Consider the following 17788-nt stretch of genomic DNA (forward strand, 5'->3'; position numbering starts at 1 on the left):
AACGGTGCGAAGTCCACCAAAGGGACTAAAAGCTTAATGTCGTCTCGATTCAACCCGTTTCAACGGGTTTCGCACCGTTAGCCCCGACTTTCAGTCCGGGGCGGAACGCAATCGTAGCGAAGAGACTTTCCATACTTTTCAAATATCCTCTTAGACTCGCAGATATTAAAGAGTTATTTAGGTCACAAGATTTAACGCTTGCAATCCTCCTCGTAAAGCTAGCGTGCACCTCTATTTCGCTCCATCAAACTCTACAAACAATTAGATTCAATAATTGGGAGAGCCTGCAATGTTTACTGCCAAAAAATTAGAGATTTCTACTATAAATTCAGATCTTAAAGAAAAAGCATTTGTGCTGTGGTTTGAGCAAGTAGGAATTGCAGATGTGCCGTTAGTGGGCGGTAAAAATGCCTCACTGGGAGAAATGATCCAACAGCTAACTCCCAAAGGTGTGAATGTCCCGACTGGGTTTGCGACGACTTCCTATGCGTTTCGCCACTTCATCGAAAAAGCAGGATTGAAAATCCGTCTTCAGCGGCTCTTAGCAGATTTGGATGTATCGGATGTCAACTTGTTGAGAGAGCGAGGCAGACAGGCGCGAACTCTGATTTTAAACACCCCTTTTTCGTCAGAGTTAAATGAAGCGATCGCCGCTAGCTATGTGCAGTTATCTCAACGCTATGGGGTTGAGGTTGAGATGTGCGACGCGTCTGACGATTTAGAAGCCTGTCTCAGTCGCCATAGCGGAGTTGACGTGGCAGTCCGATCGAGCGCAACGGCTGAAGATCTCCCCGACGCAAGCTTTGCCGGACAGCAAGAAACCTATTTGAACATCAACGGCATCGATCGTGTTCTCAAAGCCTGTCATCTGTGCTTTGCATCGCTGTTTACCGATCGGGCGATTTCTTATCGCGCCACTAAAGGCTTTGATCATTTTGAGATTGCTTTATCGGTCGGTGTGCAAAAAATGGTGCGATCGGACTTGGCAGCATCGGGCGTGATGTTCTCGATCGACACCGAAACTGGATTTAGAGACACGGCTCTAATCACAGCCGCTTATGGTTTGGGCGAATCTGTCGTGCAAGGAGTCGTTAACCCCGATGAGTATGTCGTGTTTAAGCCTACGCTCAAGCAGGGATTCCGTCCGCTTTTAGAGAAGCGGTTGGGCAGCAAAGAGATCAAAATGATCTATGACATCGGCGGCGGAAAATCGACAACCAACGTTTTAGTGCCCAAATCAGAACAGATAAAATATGCGCTGCAAGATGACGAAATTCTCAAACTGGCAGCGTGGGCGTGCATCATCGAAGATCACTACGCCAACGTGAGAGGAACGGATAGCCCAATGGATATTGAATGGGCAAAAGATGGCGAAACAGGCGATTTATTTATCGTGCAGGCTCGACCTGAAACCATTCATTCTCAAAAAACTGGGAACGTCCTTAAAACATACAAATTAACCAGTAAACAAACAGTTGAACCTCTGTTAGTCGGTCGCGCTGTTGGTGAAATGATTGGACAGGGAAGAGTCAGAACGATTGTCGATCTTCGCAAACTCGACGAATTTCAAGAAGGCGAAATCTTAGTCACTACGCGCACCGATCCCGATTGGGAACCGATCATGAAAAAAGCTAGTGCGGTGATTACCAATCAAGGCGGACGCACCTGTCACGCTGCGATCATTGCGAGAGAATTGGGCATTCCGGCGATCGTCGGCTGTGATAACGCCACAGACATCCTCAAAAATGGACAAGCAGTCACCGTTTCGTGTGCTGAAGGCGAAGACGGGCGTGTGTATGACGGGTTATTACCTTTCGCGATCGAGCACCTCGAACTCGATGCCCTGCCTCCTACCCATACTAAGATCATGATGAATGTGGGCAACCCGCGTGAGGCGTTTAGACTCTCACTCATTCCCAACGATGGGGTCGGGCTAGCGCGCACTGAATTCATCATCGCCAATTACATTAAAGTGCATCCCCTAGCGCTGCTGAATTTCGACACCCTCAAAGACAACGGGGCAAAATGGGAGATCAGTCAGTTGACTTCTCAATATCGCGACCTCTCCGACTATTTTGTAGACAAACTCGCATCGGGAATCGGCATCTTAGCCGCCGCGTTTTATCCCAAACCAGTGATCGCGCGAATGTCAGATCTCAAAAGCAACGAATATGCAAATTTGATCGGCGGCAGCGAATTTGAGCCACACGAAGAAAACCCGATGATGGGCTGGCGAGGAGCATCGCGCTACTACGATCCTAAATATCGAGACGCATTTGGGCTAGAGTGCAAAGCCTTTAAACGAGTCCGCGATGAGATGGGGTTGACGAATATAATTCCGATGATCCCGTTTTGCCGCACCCCGGACGAGGGGCGAAAAGTCTTAGCAGAGATGGCAAAACACGGACTGATTCGGGGCGAAAATGGGCTGCAGGTTTATGTTATGTGTGAGATTCCCAGCAACGTCGAACTCGCCGATCGCTTCAGTGAGATTTTTGACGGTTTCTCGATCGGGTCAAACGATCTCACCCAGTTGACGTTAGGACTCGATCGCGATTCTGCCCTAGTGTCTCACTTATTTGACGAGCGCGACGAAGCCGTTAAACGCACATTACGGCGAGTGATTGCTACCGCTAAAGAATTCGATCGCAAGATTGGCATCTGTGGACAAGCACCCAGTGACTATCCTGAGTTTGCAGAGTTTTTGGTCGAGTTGGGCATCGACTCGATGAGCTTAAATCCCGATTCGGTGCTGAAGACGCGACTGGCGATCGCTAAAACCGAAGCGGCAATTCTCAAATAACACTTGCATTCTGAACAGCTAAAGTTTGTAGAGAAACCACTCTCTAGAAGTGACTATCTGAAAGTCAGAAAATAAACTCGGAAGACCTCGCTCTACAGATAATCTAGCGATCGAACGGTACTGTTGCAGCCAATGTGACCAAATCGAAGCACAAAAACTATGCTTGCCGCTCCAACAGAATTGTTAGACAAAGCCTCGGTTTTACTGCCCACGCCCCGGTTTGCAATCTACAAAACCTAATGCTTCCGTATCGAGAAAACTGGCAATCGCCATCTCAACCACCGCTTCGATCGGGTATTCAATTTCCGCAGCACGAGAAACGAGAGCCGCTTGAATGCGTTCTGGCAAACGCGCCAAAATGACTTCAGCATCAGCGGAAGAAAGTTGCTCTTGAAGTTTGGCTTGCATGGCTTTACCTCTCGGTTGGAATTTGAACGTTGTATGGGGGTTCAGTGGCTCTCAGTATGATGGCTTCTAGCTCCAATACTAACGCGGGGTTTTCCCAGTAAGAGATAAACTGCGCCGCAATCCGTACATCTTCATCGTTGTACTTATCGAGCCAAGCCCACAAAAAAGCCTTGTGTCCACCGCCGAACCGTCCTTTTAGGCTCTTGGTTTTACCGATATAAAGTGATCCATCAGTTCTGTGCCTGACTGCATAGATGCCGGGACGAGCAGGAATGGTATCAAATTCACGGGTTAGGGGATGGCATTGCTCAAAAGGAATGAACGCGATCGCATCCAAAATCTTCCGAGCTTGAGCCTGAAGTTCAGCATTGTTCGTTGGCATGAAAGCAAGAAGGCGAATTGAACAGAAATCAGGCTCCCACAAGTTCTGCAAATTCATAATTTGCGTCGCATCTCGATTTGAAAGGTCTCAAATCCCAAATCCTCATAAAGCGATTTTGCTGATGAATTTTGCAAGACATGAAGATCAGCTTCTGTGCAGCCCTTGTCATGTTCCCATTTGAATGCTGCTTCTATCAGCGATCGCGCAACTCCAGAGCGGCAAATTCAGGCTCACCGTAAATCGCGTGGATATGGATGGATAATTTTGGTAGGAATACAGGAGGTAAATTGGCAATGCTGGCTTCGAGGATGCCAATCATTTGGTTTGATGGAGCGTTGAGTTCTACACCCAGAAAAAGATGATCAGGAGATTCGATCTGGACTTGGATGCGATCGCGGAACCATTTTGAACCAGAATCCGAGTTTTGCAAAACATGACCGCCGAAGGATGCCATCTCGTCTAGCATTGCTTGAAGAAATTCAATAACCGCATCGATTTCCTGATGAAAGAGCGTTCGGATCTGCATATCGAGCATTGACTTCATAAATATCGGTCTAACTATTTACTTAGCCGTTGATAGACTGTTGCGAGCGCCGTTTCATCGCCGACATTGCCAGGAAACAACACCACAGGCAAATTGGGGAACTGAGGATGATCGGCGGGAGTCCTCACCATCGAAACGCCTGCTAACACTTGCCCTAAAAGACTTGCCGTTCTCAATGACAACCCCTGACTCAAGGTGTCATTTGACGTGATGCCGCCTTTGCTGATCAAAAAGCCCACATCCGACGGAAGTTGACGCAGCACTTTCATCAACAGCTTAGAAACCGCTTCGCCAAACTCTAGCCGCGTCTGAACGCTGCCAAACGTGAGTTCTTGCCGACTCGTAAAAATCACAGGCGTTTTGCCAGCCCGATGAATCTCATGGACTTTTTGAACCGTTTCGGTCAGCAAGCCAGAATCATCCGATTGGTTGAGCAGTCGCGCCACGTCTATCTCAACGCCCACGGTTCCCGGCTGCTGTAAAAGCGTCTGCAACTGTCCGGTCGTTTTTTTGACGTGAGAACCGACGATCACCGCTCCCGGCTTGCCTCCTCGCACATATTGCGCCATCGCTTCAGGCGACACTGGCTGAGGCGGCAAGTTTGCCAACGCAGTCAACAAACTGGCGGCACTGCGAAACAGAAATCGTTTGCCCTCAGATGCGGCAGCCAGCACCTCGATCGCAAATCGGTTCAAATCGTCTTGCGTCTCAGCATCGACCACACAGCATTGATTATTGTGCAAGTGCATCAGCCGATCACGAAGCAAACTGTCTTCAGAATTGCCTCCGCTCGATCGCAGATCTGCCAATAAAAATCGCGTCACCTGAGATGCTTTAATCTTGCCGTGAGTCTTCTCTTCGACATAGTTGGGGAGATAGCTATGCTGATATCCAAACACCGAGTCTCGCGCAAACTCCGTCTCATGCACTGGAATATCGACTCCATTCACCTTGAGATAGTGCACACTTTCGCGGGTGGTGCGTCCTCCTTCAAAAAAGGCGGGAACCAGAAAATGAGCGTCAAACGAGCCGAGTTCTTCGGCGATCGCATCGGTCTCGATCGGATAGTGTCCACGTAAAGTCGAGTCTGATCTGCTGACGACTAGAAAATCTTGAATGTCTTCTAAAGCCAATGCCTGCTTGAGGTTGTGACAAACCTCTCGTGTGATCGCTGCGGCTTTATCAGGTGTCAGCGCCCGCGTATTAGTGAGGATAAAGAAAATCGGCGCTTGGTCTGCCAGCCCTAATCGAAGGGTTTCGACATCCCACTGCATCAACAGCAAACAACTGTGAACTGTCTGCGAACCCGTAGGATCGTCATCCAGAACAATGATCTTGGGTCGAATATCCATCGCTCACCTGGCAGTCTTTCATCGCTCAATCTACCAGGAAACGATCGCCAAAAAGTAAGGGAGAAAATAGAATCTCTCACCGCGTTGTTCACAGATTTTGACTTCGCTCAACCCACTAGATGAGAGTCGAAGACTGAGCGAAGTCGAAGTCCGATCGGTTGGGACTCTATCAAGCCGCGATTCACTTACTTGCGAAGATCTTTCGCCATGTTGCGGAACATATCCATGCTGCTGTCGCTGCTGCGGCGCTGTTGAGTCTCGTTGTTTTGCGGAACGGAGGATTGAGGCTCAGAGGCAGGATTCGGAGCAGTAGAGCCGTTATTTCCTAGCGAAATCTTTCCGTTTAGGGCAGAGATTTCTTTCACTTGCTCTACGTGATCTGGACTCTCCACCGTTTTAGCGTAGGTGCGCTTCACCTTTTTGACCGTCCGCATATATTCCACATTGCCCATACTGACAGCGGAATCTGCGTCTAGAAAGAAGGCACCTGTCGGACTAGGATCTGCGGCAGGTCGCTCTTTTTTTGCAGGGGCAGGGGCTTCGGCTTTGGTCTCTTTTTCAACCGCTTTGTCTTTAGATCCAAACAATCTGCCAATAAATCCAGTCATCGTTGTCTCTCAACCCAAATGCAATACATTTATTTATCTTATGTTAAGTTTTGTCAAAAACCTGAGTTAGCTTGAAATTTGTTGAGCGCTTCAAACGTTTGAGCGAATAGAACATTCCCGTCCAGCCGCAGAAACCTGTCCCTTGGAGTAGGTAAATTTCTTCTATTAGAGTCACGACTTCCTCACGTTTTTTCGGTTGAATGGAGTCAGTCGATGAACCTATCGATTTCAACTTTAAAAACTTTTTAAACAAGCCGCTTGATTTTTTGGAGGAAGACTCATGAAAGGGAAATTTATTGGAGCGATCGGGCTTTTATCAGCGCTCTGTTTCGCTCTGCCAGCAGGAGCCGCAAACCCTGACCAGGTAAACCAACTTTTAGAAACGGGTGCATGTCCCAACTGTGATTTATCGGGGGCAAATTTGAGCAGCGCTCACCTGCTAGGAGCCGATTTGAGAAACGCTAACCTCCAGGGCGCAAATTTAGCAGACGCAAATTTAGAGGGAGCAGACCTGACAGGCGCAAACCTCAAAGCCGCGAATCTCACGGGCGCGTTTATGACCAATGCTAGTCTCGATCGTGCCAACATGAGTCAAGCCAATCTAGCGAGCGTCAGAATGTATAACGCTGACACGGCGGGGGCGGTGTTGACAGGCATCAACACTCAAAACGCTGAACTGTTTAACAGTGGAATCAATGTCGGAGGCGATTAGTATGAGCTTGTCATCTGGGAAGTGTCACATCTATGACGAAAGCTCTACGGGCTTACTGTGTGGCGCATCCTAACGATGAGACAGCCTTTCACGCGCTTGTCGATCGCTTCACGTCTGACGCATCTTCAGAAATAGCTGCCCGATCGATTCTCAAACAGATATTGAGGTAATTAACCAGCTAGTCGCTGACAAAGTGCTGAAATCCTCGCTCTAGGGTCAAAATCTCATCAGGTGTCTCATTTTTAGGATCGATGACGCGGATATCAAAATCAGAGGTGATGGTGCCCACGATCGCTGCCGCTCCTCCCAATTGCTCGACTAACCTTTGCGCCGCTTCTCTCTGCAAACACAGCACTAATTCAAAATCTTCTCCTCCATAAAGCGCCCAGCTCAGCGCCTTGTCTGGAGACCAGCGTTTTAAAGCAGGATGAATTGGGATTTTGTGACAATCGAGCCTCGCCCCCACGCTACTCGATCGACAAATTTGCACGATCGCATCCGCCAATCCGTCACTGCTATCCATTCCAGAAATTCGCGTTTGAGGAAGAAACGGCAGGATATCTAATCGAGGGTTGGGATATTGATGGGCTTGAATGAGTGAGGCGCGATCGTCCTGACCCAATTCTTGACCCGATTCAGGATGCAGCAAGAGTTCCAATCCTGCTCGCGAGGAGCCGTGAAAGCCTGTGACTAAAATTGCGTCTCCGGGTTGAGCCGTGGCGCGACGAATAACCCGATCGGGATCGACTTGTCCCAATGCAGTGATGGCAACGGTAATGGTGGGCGATCGACAAACATCACCTCCGACAATCACAGTTCCATAGTTCTGCAAACAGCCCGTGATGCCGCGATATAAGTCTTCTACCCAACTGACTAAGACTCCGCCCGGAAGCGCTAACCCAATGGTGATTCCTAGCGGCGACGCGCCCATTGCGGCGAGATCAGAGAGATTTGCCGCCGCCGATCGCCAGCCTACCGATTTAGGAGGCGTGGTTCGATCGCTGAAATGAACCCGATCGACCAACACATCGGAGGTGACAACGAGCCGTTTTCCAGGTTCGGTGGGCAAGACGGCTGCATCATCGCCTACTACATCTGGCGGACAAAAGGACTGCAATTTTTTCAGCAGCCGTTGTTCGCCGATTGCTTGAACCGTTTGAGAATCACTCATTTAAGCGGCTTTGGGTTCGACCAAGTTATCTAAGCCGTCGATTACTTTCATCGACTCGATCGTGTCGCCTGCTTTCAGTTTTTCTAACACGTCTCGTCCGCTAGTCACAAATCCAAAAATGGCGTAACGACCGTCGAGCAAGTTTAAGCCTGCGGGAGTCAGTTCTGGTTCAAACAAGAAGAAGAAAAACTGCGAAGAACCGCCGTTTGGGTCTTCACCCGGACGAGCCATCGCTAGAGCGCCATAGGCTGAGAAAGGCAGAACAGGCTGATCTAAATAGCGTCCTGCATCCTCTAGCGTGATGCCGTAGAGAGGCTCTTTGTCGCCCTTCACCAAAATCTCTAGAGGCACTGAGCGATATTTTTTAGTGGCAGGGTCAACAAAGCCAACGTCGGCTCCAGGCGGATCACCGATTTGCAGCACATAGGAATCTTCGGCTCGTGTAAACTGCAAGCCATCGTAGAAGCCGCGCTGCACCAGGTCTGCAAAGTTTCCTGCTGTCACCGGGGCGCTAAAGCCGTCGAGGACGATCGTCAAATCTCCTTGATTGGTCTTTGCCGTGACGGTAGCGCGTCCTTTAAGCTGCGGCAGATTGCTATATTCTTCAGGCACCTCATACGGAAATTTCTGCACCATTAATTCTTCAAGGCGTGAGACTAGAGTCAGCAAATCGGCACGCTGCGATCGGGTTTGCTCTTTGTCTTTTGCCTCTGCGCTGATTTGGAGTTGCTCAACGCCCGTCTTTAATTTCTCGATGAATGCCTCTGCTTGAGGTTTTTTGTCATCAGGAATCGAGGCTAATAGCTGAGTGGGGCGATCGCTGAGAATGCGATATGCCTGTTTGACATCGCTAACCACGGCTCCCCAGCGACGATTTGCCCGCAGTTGCGTCGTGATGTCTTCTAAGCTCGATTGCAGCTTGCGAACATCGGGGTTGTCGATCGGCAGCGAGTAGCGAAGCAGCGCTTCAGGGTTGACGATCGGGTTTCCGGGAGGCAGCGCCTGAGCCGGAAGACTCCATAGGCTCAAGCAAACTATAAGCGCCATCCCTTTGAGCAAGCGACTTGCAAATCGACCTAGACCTTGAGTCAGCATCCAACTATTCCCAAAAGACATCTCTACTTTCCCCGCGTGCGTTAAACCCCTTTCAGATTGTGCCATGTTAGGGGTCGCTGATTCGTCGTCGATCGTCATCAACAACCCTAATCAAAAGCGGGCACTGAGCGGTAAAATAAAGTGCCGAACATTCTCCCCAACTGTCATCACTCATGATTTCTAGTAATGATTTTCGACCTGGCGTAAGTATTGAGCTAGATGGAGCCATCTGGCGGGTAGTCAGTTTTTTGCATGTCAAGCCAGGGAAAGGATCGGCATTTGTCAGAACTGAGCTAAAAAATGTTCGCACTGGCAAAACCTTAGAGCGGACGTTTCGCGCTGGAGAGTCGGTGCCGCAAGCCAATCTCGAAAAAAGCACGATGCAGCACACCTATAAAGATGGCGATCAATACGTCTTTATGGATATGGAAACCTATGAAGAAGGGCAACTCAGCGTGTCTCAGATCGGTGAACGCGTCAAATATCTCAAAGAAGGCATGGAAGTCAACGTCATCAAATGGGGCGAACAAGTCCTAGAAGTTGAACTGCCCAACGCGGTCGTTCTCGAAGTCACTCAGACCGATCCGGGCGTGAAAGGCGACACCGCGACGGGCGGCACCAAACCTGCAATTGTAGAGACGGGCGCTCAGGTCATGGTTCCTTTGTTCATCACGATCGGGGAAAAAATCAAGATAGACACCCGCGACGATTCTTATCTAGGTCGAGAAAATTAATCGGTGGGTTGAGTCGCAGAGATTGAAGACGACTCGCGGCTGACAACTGACCGATAGCTTATTTAACTGGAGCGATAACACTGTGCCACTCGACCTAAGCGAACTCCGCGAACTCCTCACGGCTCTCAATCAAACCGACATTGCGGAGTTGATCTTAAAAAGCGAAGATTTTGAGCTAACCGTTCGTCGAGGGTCACGAATCGAGCCAGCCGATGGGTCTCAACTCAGTTCGCGGGAGAGAATGTCTCTTAGCCCGATCGTGACTCCGCTCCCGGCAGCAGACTTGTCTAGAGGCACGGCTGATACTCCCAACGGTGCGCCTTCTCAATCAGTGCCGCCTCCAACCAGCGATCGCCGCTTGGTTGAAATTCTTTCGCCGATGGTGGGCACGTTTTATCGCTCACCCGCGCCCGATGAGTCACCGTTTGTCGATGTGGGCGATCGCATTCGCTCTGGGCAGACGGTGTGCATTATTGAAGCGATGAAGTTGCTCAATGAGATCGATGCCGAAGTCTCTGGCGAAATTGTCGAGATTTTGGTGCAAAACTCTGAGCCTGTCGAATATGGGCAGCCGTTGATGCGCGTCAACCCGTCATAATTTTTGATTCCTTGCATCTTTCAGCGTTGCTGAACCGATGGATGAAGCACAGATTTTGCCCTCACCCTAGCCCTCTCCCCAAGGAGAGGGGACAATAGTTCTGGCTCCCTCCTCCCCGGTTCTGGCTCCCTTCTTCCCAGTTCTGGCTCCCTTCTTCCCAGGGAGAAGGGTTGGCGAGGGCTTGCCCCACTTCGTGAGGAGGGCATTTCATATCTGCATTCACCAACACCCATCTTTCTTCGCTCCCCAGGAGAGGTAGAGTTAATAGAAGTCGCGACAGTTTGGGAGCAGCCAATATGCTGACGTTTATTCTTGCTTTGGTGGTTGGTTTAGCCAGTCTTGCCCTTTATCTTGCTGCATTCTTCTATCCAGAGCTTCATCGCAAGGGCGATCTGATTTGGAGTGGAGTTGGTTTATTTTATGCGTTGGTGCTGTGGATTTGTGCAGAACGAATCACGGGCGGCGTTTTGCTGGGGCAAATGGCAAGCGTTTCGCTGATTGGCTGGCTTGGATGGCAGACGTTATTGGCTCGATCGGGGCAAACGCCCACAGAGTTACGATCGACGACGGGCGATCTTTCTACCGATCTGCAAGCTGGGGTAAACCGAGTGCTTTCGCCTGAAAACACTGCCAAGGTTAAGCAGCAGGTGGTGAATTTGCGCGATCGGGCACAGTCGCTGATCAACAAAACCGCTCAACCGCAAGATTCGGCAGAGATTCCTACGCCTCAATCTTACGAGCCTCTGAAACCCGAAGATTTTGGCAATCCTCCTACAACTGTAGACGCACCGATCGCACCCTCTGCTCCTCAGCCGATCGTCTCATCTACTTCTAAAGCCACTCAACCCGCTAGTCCTTCAAGAACGACGTTTGTTCAACCTGCATCCTCAAAAGCGGCTGATAAGGCGAACCCGTTTGCGGTGCTCACCGATGCGGCTAAGTCAGTGATTGCTGGGTTTAACAAGCCCAAGAAAAACGTAGAAACTTACGTTAGAAAAGATTTTCGTGATACAGCCCCGATTGCTGAAGCAGAAGACTTTGATGATGAAGAGGATCAGCCTAGTATGGGAGACTTGACTCCTCACACGATCGTCTCAGTGGATCAAAATGCGACATCTGACTCGACTATTTGTTCTGACGAGATTATGCAAGAAGAGATGGAGTTTGAAGCCAGTCGAGCCTCGGCAGCAACGACCCAGCCAGAGACAGAAGCGATTCAGCCGATCCATCCCAATCCCCCGACTTCTGATTTGGTCGAGGCAGCGATCGCCGATGCTGAAGAGAAGCATCTCCCTGCCCATCCTCCTGAGCCTGCTGGATCTGACGAATAAGAGTTGGCTCCGAGAGGGACTATTTGCTCGATCGGAGCCATCGCCGACCCTGTGCTAACAAACGGATCGCTTGTGGTAACGAACGGGTCGCCTGTGCTAACAAACGGGTCGCCTGTGCTAACGAACGATCTGCCTGTGCTAACGAACGGGCTACCTTTCCTTGTGAATCCCGCAGTGTTGCTTACGACAGAGAATCCCGTCGTTACAAACGGGTTCCCGTTTCCTACCAACGGGCTAATTTTTTCAGTAAAGCCACTGATCGGCGCTACTGGTACGATCGTCGATTACACAATGTTGATTCCGTAAACTCGTAGGCTGTGGATCGCAGCTAACCCTTCTTCTAGCCAATTATTCGACTCATGTTCTTTAGCACCTGTGCCGCATTATAGAGTTCTCTTGATGACGCAAAAGGTGCAAATGTTCGAGAGATGGCGTACTGAGGATTTCCTGTCTGTACGAGTTTTACGAAGAAAATGTCATCTCCATTTGTCACCACTCCAAAAATGGGTTGCTGAGGATGCGGTGCCATTATGTAAGCCAGCGTTTGCGGTAAAGCGGTTGTTGCAGAAATGGTGGTTCGTTTTGACTCTAAAATCACAACCCAAAATCGATTTTGGGCGTTGCTGGATCGATCTATGAATCACAGATTTTACCCTCACCCTAGCCCTCTCCTTTAGGGAGAGGGGAAAAGAGTTCTGGCTCCCTTCTCCCTAGGGAGAAGGGTTGGCGAGGGCTTGCCCCACTTCGTGAGGAGGGCATTTCATGTCTGCATTCAGCAACGCCCGATTTTGCATCGTCAAAATATCGATTCGTCCGCGCAACGGCTCGACTTCTTCATCGTCTTGATTCAGCACAAGCTCGATCGATGCCTCGCCTCGCATCTTGACGATGGTCAATAAATCCACGTCGAATCAAATCTAGAGAAGCCCTTTCAGCATCAGTTAGAGGCGGCAGGTTGTTGCACCATTCAGGGAAGAAATCCTCAGCTTCAGTGCGTCTCAAGCCAAATCGAGTTTCAGTGTCAGCCACACTTCTAAAGACCTCTGTAATTGCCGTTTTTTCGACCCTGTTTTGTAATGGGTCGTGATTATTTTCTGTACCTGATTAGAAATCTCGCGATCGCTGACCTCCGATCGTGACTTATTCTCCACGCTAGACTTGAAGCGGGTGAGATTCTCACGGATAATGGCTCAATGCAGAGAGGGTGTTGCCCCTTTGCTGATTTTCTATATTCTGACACTTGTGTATCATGGCGCTAACAGAACCCGGATCTTATAAAGACACCGTTAATTTGCCTAAAACCGATTTTGATATGCGGGCAAACGCAGTCAAGCGGGAACCCGAATTGCAGAAATTTTGGGCAGAGCAGCAGATTTACGAGCAACTGTCTCAGAACAATCCTGGGGATCTGTTTATTTTGCATGACGGTCCTCCTTATGCAAATGGGGCGCTGCACATTGGGCACGCGCTGAACAAAATTCTCAAAGACACCATCAATAAATATCAACTGCTGCAAGGGCGAAAAGTCCGCTATGTAGCGGGATGGGACTGTCATGGGCTGCCGATCGAGCTTAAAGTTCTGCAAACGCTCAAACCAGAAGAACGTAAGCAGTTAACGCCCTTATCGCTGCGGCAAAAAGCCAAGGAGTTTGCGCTTAATGCCGTAGAGAACCAGCTTCAAAGCTTTAAACGATATGGGATCTGGGGCGATTGGGAGCATCCTTATCTGACGTTAACGCCGGATTATGAGGCAGCTCAAATCGGTGTGTTTGGGCAGATGGTGCTAAAAGGCTATATCTATCGCGGCTTAAAGCCTGTTCACTGGAGTCCGAGTTCTAAGACGGCGCTGGCAGAAGCCGAACTCGAATATCCTGAAGGGCACACGTCGCGGAGCATCTATGCTGCGTTTGAAGTGACAAGTTTGTCGAAAGAGTTGCAGATGCCGCTCGATCCCTTTTTGGGTGAGTTGGGCGTTGCGATTTGGACGACGACTCCCTGGACGATTCCGGCAAATTTGGGAGTCAGCGTCAATCCAGACTTGGTTTACGCCGTGGTGGAAGTCGGGGCGGATTTTCCCTCTAAGTTCAAATACCTGATCGTCGCCAAGGATCTCATCGGTCGCCTGTCAGATCTATTAGGAACGACTCTAACCGAGAAAGCCACAATGATGGGTCGGCTGCTCGAACACTGCACGTATCGGCATCCATTGTTCGATCGTCAAAGTGAGATCTTAATCGGCGGCGATTATGTCACGACTGATTCGGGAACGGGGTTAGTGCATACGGCTCCGGGTCACGGTCAAGAAGACTATCAGGTCGGACTGCGCTATGGGTTGCCGCTGCTTTCACCTGTGGATGATAACGGCGACTTCACCGAAGAAGCGGGACAGTTTGCAGGATTGAATGTGCTGGGAGAGGGCAACAGTACCGTAATTCAAGCATTAGCCGATGCGGGATCGCTGCTTAAAGAAGAACCCTACGTTCACAAATATCCCTACGATTGGCGGACGAAAAAACCGACGATCTTTAGAGCGACTGAACAGTGGTTTGCCTCCGTTGAAGGATTTCGGGATGCGGCATTAGCGGCGATCGCCAATGTCACCTGGATTCCGGCTCAAGGCGAAAACCGCATCACGCCAATGGTGGCAGAGCGATCGGACTGGTGCATTTCTCGTCAGCGCAGTTGGGGCGTGCCGATCCCCGTGTTTTATGACGAAGAGACGGGCGAACCTCTGCTCAACGAAGAGACGATCGCCTATGTGCAAGCGATCGTGGCAGAAAAAGGCTCAGATGCCTGGTGGGAACTGTCAGTTGGCGAACTTCTGCCAGAGCAATATCGGGGTCGCGCCTATCGCAAAGGCACCGACACGATGGATGTTTGGTTTGACTCTGGCTCGTCGTGGGCAGCCGTTCTTCAGCAGCGAGACGACCTTCGTTACCCGGCTGATCTCTATTTAGAAGGATCAGATCAGCATCGCGGCTGGTTCCAGTCCAGTTTGTTGACGAGCGTTGCAGTCAATGGCTATGCGCCCTATAAAACCGTCTTGACCCACGGCTTTACGCTAGATGAGCAAGGACGCAAGCAAAGTAAATCGTTAGGAAATGTCGTCGATCCGATGACTGTGATCGAAGGCGGCAAAAATCAGAAAGAAGAGCCACCCTACGGAGCCGACATTCTGCGCTTATGGGTTTCGTCGGTTGATTACACCAACGATGTGCCGATCGGCAAAACCATCCTCAAACAAATGGCGGACGTGTATCGCAAGATTCGCAACACGGCACGGTTTTTGTTAGGCAATCTACACGACTTTGATCCCGCTAAAGATGCCGTTCCCTATGAGCAATTGCCGGAACTCGATCGCTATATGCTGCATCGCATCACTGAAGTCTTTAAGGACGTTCAAGACGCGTTTGAAAGCTTTCAGTTCTTCCGCTTCTTTCAAGCGGTGCAGAACTTTTGTGCGGTTGACCTATCCAACTTCTATCTCGATATTGCAAAAGATCGGCTCTATATCAGTGCGGCTGACTCGCTGCGTCGTCGGAGTTGTCAAACCATATTGGCGATCGCTGTTGAAAACCTGGCACGAGCGATCGCGCCTGTCTTATGCCACATGGCAGAAGATATCTGGCAAGCCATTCCTTATCCAACGCCCTATAAGTCAGTGTTTGAGGCAGGTTGGGTAAAGCTAGACAGCGAGTGGAACGCGCCAGAACTCGCAGAAAAATGGGAAACGCTGCGGCAAGTGAGAGCGGAGGTCAACAAAGTTTTAGAAAAAGCACGAGCCGAAAAAGAAATTGGCTCCTCGCTGGAAGCGAAAGTTCTGCTGTATGTGCCTGATGCTCAACTGCGACAAACCTTGGCGGCTCTCAATCCGTCAGACAGTTTGGCTAGTCGCAACGGCGTTGATGAGTTGCGCTATTTGTTTCTGACTTCGCAAGTCGAATTGATTGATTCACCCGATCGCTTATCTGGTCTAAAATACACCAGTTCATCAGAAACGCTGAGTGTCGGAGTCACCGATGCCGATGGGCAAAAGTGCGATCGTTGTTGGAACTATTCAACTCACGTCGGCGAATCCTACGACCACCCGCTGCTGTGTGAGCGTTGCATCCCAGTAGTGACCGCTTAGGAACGTAAATTAGAAAAAATCGGTAATTGCAGCGTTGGTTTGCCCTCACCCCCAGCCCCTCTCCCAGTTTGGGAGAGGGGAGCAAGAGTCCGGTTCCCCTTCTCCCAGCTTGGGAGAAGGGGTTAGGGGATGAGGGCAGATCTAGACATTCATAAATCCGCATTCCCTAGATCCAAAAAGAGGGGCGTATTTTTAGTACGCCCCTCTCGAATTTGGTCAGTCTAGCGTTCTAGTCGTGGTTTAGCGGACATAATCAGCCGAGACCCAACCGCTATTGGTTTGATACCAGCCGTTTGAGTAGCTGTAGGTGGGAATGCTTGCGCCATTGCCTAAGCTGCCCACAACGCCATATCCCATGCCTGGACCACTGCGGATATATAAACCACTGCCTGCAACAACAGTACGATAGCCGCCGCCGCTACCGCCACCAGGATTGCCACCGCCGCCGCCACCTGCGCTTGTGTAAGACGACGAAATCCAACCGCCGTTGACTCGATACCACCCATAAGACGAGCCATAAGTGCTGACTTGTGATCCATAGCCCAAACCGCCGACCACGGCATAGCCTGTGCCTGGACCGCTGCGAATGTTGACTCCGATCGGGGTTGTGACCGTCACAACTCCCGTGGAACCTCCATTGCCAGGATTGCCACCGCCGCCACCGCCATAATTAGCACTCGATAGCCCTAATGCCGAAGCCGTTTGCGGTCCGACCACGCCATCAGTAGAGATTCGTTGGGAGCGCTGGAATAGAGAGACGATATATTCCGTCCGGCTCCCATAAGCGCCATCGACTGCAAGATCATAACCACGACTGCGTAAAGCGCTCTGAACGGCAGACACCGACGATCCTCGGCTGCCCTGTGAGACGTATGCCACTGCATCGTGAGCACTTGCCAAGACTGAAATCGCGATCGCTAGACTAGCAACGCCAACCCAAGCAGAGCTAGGGACGCTCAAGCCGAGTTCTTTAAGCGATCGCAGCGTTGGTTGTGGACTCGGATCTTCAAAGTCAACCGCCAAATGAAGGTAAGCTAAATTTTCCATTGTTTTTTCTCTGGTAGTGATGTGGATCTGCTAACAGTCGAGTGCGATCGCAGCAGACGAGACCTGAACGAGCGTTTGAATAAAGAGAAAGGGCTAGAGATTAGAGAATAAGATTAACTGAGTTCGTCGATCGTCCTGATTCCATTTCTAAGGAAGCAGCACGTCGATGAGAGCATTAGGTCATAATATTCCTCAGGCAACATCAAGCAATCAGCCGCTAGAGGTAGCTACACTGAGAATTTCGGTGATTTCTCATAGTCCTAGTAGTTAGTATATTCGCGCTTTTCTTCCTGACAGTAAAGGGGAATTAGCAATTTCACACATAGAAAGAAAGAATTTAATGGGCAGAAGTGTCTCATCCGCCATTTGGCTTAGATTCATCCTCTATCGCTCACTAGCTCATTTGAACGGTAGCCGAGACGGTATTAAGCAGCGCTTCTGACGGAGTGAACCCGACTGACAAGGCAACTCCATCACAGACAAAGAGAGGACGCTTGAGCAACATGGCATCTTGGGTAAACGCCTCGCTCCACTGTGCGTCTGTCCAAGTTTTTTTCTCATCTCCCAAAGCCCGATAAGACTGCCCAGAGGTATTTCGCATCGGCTTACTTCCAAGCGTCGTCACCCAGGCAGCAATCATAAATTGGGTTGGTGGATGATCTTTGGTATTGATGAACTCATAGTCAACGCCGTTTGCTTGCAGCCAGTGAAAGGCTTTCTTGCAGGTGCCGCAGGTCGGAATTCCGTAAACTTGAATCGCCATAACTTTGTCAATGAGGGTGCGACCTCTATTTGATACTATTAGAGGGCAACGGAAAAGCCGTATTGATTCAGTTTGTTCCAGAATTGATCCCAACGCGTTGAGGTCAAGACC

General features: G+C 50.1%; 18 protein-coding genes. 7 read left to right on the forward strand and 11 right to left on the reverse strand.

The genetic code is table 11. The features are described from left to right. The first annotated feature begins 289 nt into the window (after positions 1 to 289). A complete protein-coding gene (gene ppsA / locus A8707_RS15015) occupies positions 290 to 2803 on the forward strand; it encodes a phosphoenolpyruvate synthase (RefSeq protein ID WP_068818054.1) in 2514 nt (837 codons plus the stop codon). 201 nt (positions 2804 to 3004) lie between these two features. Here ppsA and A8707_RS15020 read toward each other — a convergent pair whose 3' ends face one another. The 6 genes from A8707_RS15020 to A8707_RS15040 form a co-directional block, all read right to left on the reverse strand. Continuing rightward, on the reverse strand, positions 3005 to 3211 hold the full coding sequence (locus A8707_RS15020; protein ID WP_068818055.1) for a hypothetical protein: 207 nt from the start codon (positions 3209 to 3211) through the stop codon (positions 3005 to 3007). 4 nt (positions 3212 to 3215) lie between these two features. After that, positions 3216 to 3593, reverse strand: coding sequence for a GIY-YIG nuclease family protein (locus A8707_RS15025; protein ID WP_068818076.1), 378 nt, complete (start codon positions 3591 to 3593; stop codon positions 3216 to 3218). Between the two features lie 53 nt (positions 3594 to 3646). Further along, the gene (locus A8707_RS30660) at positions 3647 to 3817 is read right to left on the reverse strand and encodes a GNAT family N-acetyltransferase (RefSeq protein ID WP_074382511.1); all 171 of its coding nucleotides are present in this window, start codon (positions 3815 to 3817) and stop codon (positions 3647 to 3649) included. Next, entirely contained in the window at positions 3787 to 4137 is a 351-nt protein-coding gene (locus A8707_RS15030) for a hypothetical protein (protein ID WP_156518605.1), read from the reverse strand. Before A8707_RS15030 ends, A8707_RS30660 begins: the two co-directional genes overlap by 31 nt. Positions 4138 to 4151: 14 nt before the next feature. Continuing rightward, complete coding sequence (locus A8707_RS15035) at positions 4152 to 5489, reverse strand: four-carbon acid sugar kinase family protein (RefSeq protein ID WP_068818057.1); 1338 nt, start codon at positions 5487 to 5489, stop codon at positions 4152 to 4154. 185 nt (positions 5490 to 5674) lie between these two features. Continuing rightward, the gene (locus tag A8707_RS15040; protein WP_068818058.1) at positions 5675 to 6097 is read right to left on the reverse strand and encodes a hypothetical protein; all 423 of its coding nucleotides are present in this window, start codon (positions 6095 to 6097) and stop codon (positions 5675 to 5677) included. A 280-nt stretch (positions 6098 to 6377) separates the two neighbouring features. Between A8707_RS15040 and A8707_RS15045 the strand changes: the two genes are divergently transcribed. Both A8707_RS15045 and A8707_RS29110 read left to right on the forward strand, forming a co-directional pair. Then, complete coding sequence (locus A8707_RS15045; RefSeq protein WP_068818059.1) at positions 6378 to 6809, forward strand: pentapeptide repeat-containing protein; 432 nt, start codon at positions 6378 to 6380, stop codon at positions 6807 to 6809. Positions 6810 to 6841: 32 nt separating this feature from the next. Beyond that, positions 6842 to 6979, forward strand: coding sequence for a DUF6887 family protein (locus A8707_RS29110; protein WP_197484783.1), 138 nt, complete (start codon positions 6842 to 6844; stop codon positions 6977 to 6979). Between the two features lie 8 nt (positions 6980 to 6987). Here the strand turns inward: A8707_RS29110 and thiL are convergent, their stop codons facing one another. Together thiL and A8707_RS15055 are read right to left on the reverse strand one after the other, a co-directional pair. Beyond that, on the reverse strand, positions 6988 to 7980 hold the full coding sequence (thiL, locus tag A8707_RS15050; RefSeq protein WP_068818060.1) for a thiamine-phosphate kinase: 993 nt from the start codon (positions 7978 to 7980) through the stop codon (positions 6988 to 6990). Continuing rightward, positions 7981 to 9096 carry a peptidylprolyl isomerase gene (locus tag A8707_RS15055; protein ID WP_082906374.1) on the reverse strand — a complete coding sequence of 372 codons (1116 nt, stop codon included), beginning with the start codon at positions 9094 to 9096 and terminating at the stop codon, positions 7981 to 7983. A 152-nt stretch (positions 9097 to 9248) separates the two neighbouring features. On the opposite strand from A8707_RS15055, the gene efp reads away from it, so the two are divergent. The 3 genes from efp to A8707_RS15070 all read left to right on the forward strand — a co-directional run bounded on the left by efp (position 9249) and on the right by A8707_RS15070 (position 11738). Then, positions 9249 to 9809 (forward strand): elongation factor P, encoded by a 561-nt coding sequence (gene efp / locus A8707_RS15060; RefSeq protein WP_068818061.1) that lies wholly within the window; start codon positions 9249 to 9251, stop codon positions 9807 to 9809. 82 nt (positions 9810 to 9891) lie between these two features. After that, positions 9892 to 10407, forward strand: coding sequence for an acetyl-CoA carboxylase biotin carboxyl carrier protein (gene accB / locus A8707_RS15065; RefSeq protein WP_068818062.1), 516 nt, complete (start codon positions 9892 to 9894; stop codon positions 10405 to 10407). Positions 10408 to 10703: 296 nt separating this feature from the next. Then, on the forward strand, positions 10704 to 11738 hold the full coding sequence (locus A8707_RS15070) for a Ycf66 family protein (RefSeq protein ID WP_068818063.1): 1035 nt from the start codon (positions 10704 to 10706) through the stop codon (positions 11736 to 11738). Between the two features lie 710 nt (positions 11739 to 12448). Here A8707_RS15070 and A8707_RS15075 read toward each other — a convergent pair. Further along, the gene (locus A8707_RS15075; protein WP_068818064.1) at positions 12449 to 12643 is read right to left on the reverse strand and encodes a hypothetical protein; all 195 of its coding nucleotides are present in this window, start codon (positions 12641 to 12643) and stop codon (positions 12449 to 12451) included. Positions 12644 to 12987: 344 nt separating this feature from the next. Here A8707_RS15075 and ileS point away from each other — a divergent pair, with 344 nt between their 5' ends. Continuing rightward, on the forward strand, positions 12988 to 15867 hold the full coding sequence (gene ileS / locus A8707_RS15080; RefSeq protein WP_068818065.1) for an isoleucine--tRNA ligase: 2880 nt from the start codon (positions 12988 to 12990) through the stop codon (positions 15865 to 15867). 240 nt (positions 15868 to 16107) lie between these two features. Here ileS and A8707_RS15085 read toward each other — a convergent pair whose 3' ends face one another. Beyond that, entirely contained in the window at positions 16108 to 16914 is an 807-nt protein-coding gene (locus A8707_RS15085) for an SH3 domain-containing protein (protein WP_068818066.1), read from the reverse strand. 394 nt (positions 16915 to 17308) lie between these two features. Continuing rightward, positions 17309 to 17677: a Spx/MgsR family RNA polymerase-binding regulatory protein gene (locus A8707_RS15090; protein WP_068818067.1), complete on the reverse strand. Its 369-nt coding sequence runs from the start codon at positions 17675 to 17677 to the stop codon at positions 17309 to 17311. Positions 17678 to 17788 lie beyond the last annotated feature (111 nt).

It is taken from the genome of Phormidesmis priestleyi BC1401 (genome assembly GCF_001650195.1).
GTDB lineage: Bacteria > Cyanobacteriota > Cyanobacteriia > Leptolyngbyales > Leptolyngbyaceae > Phormidesmis_A > Phormidesmis_A priestleyi_B.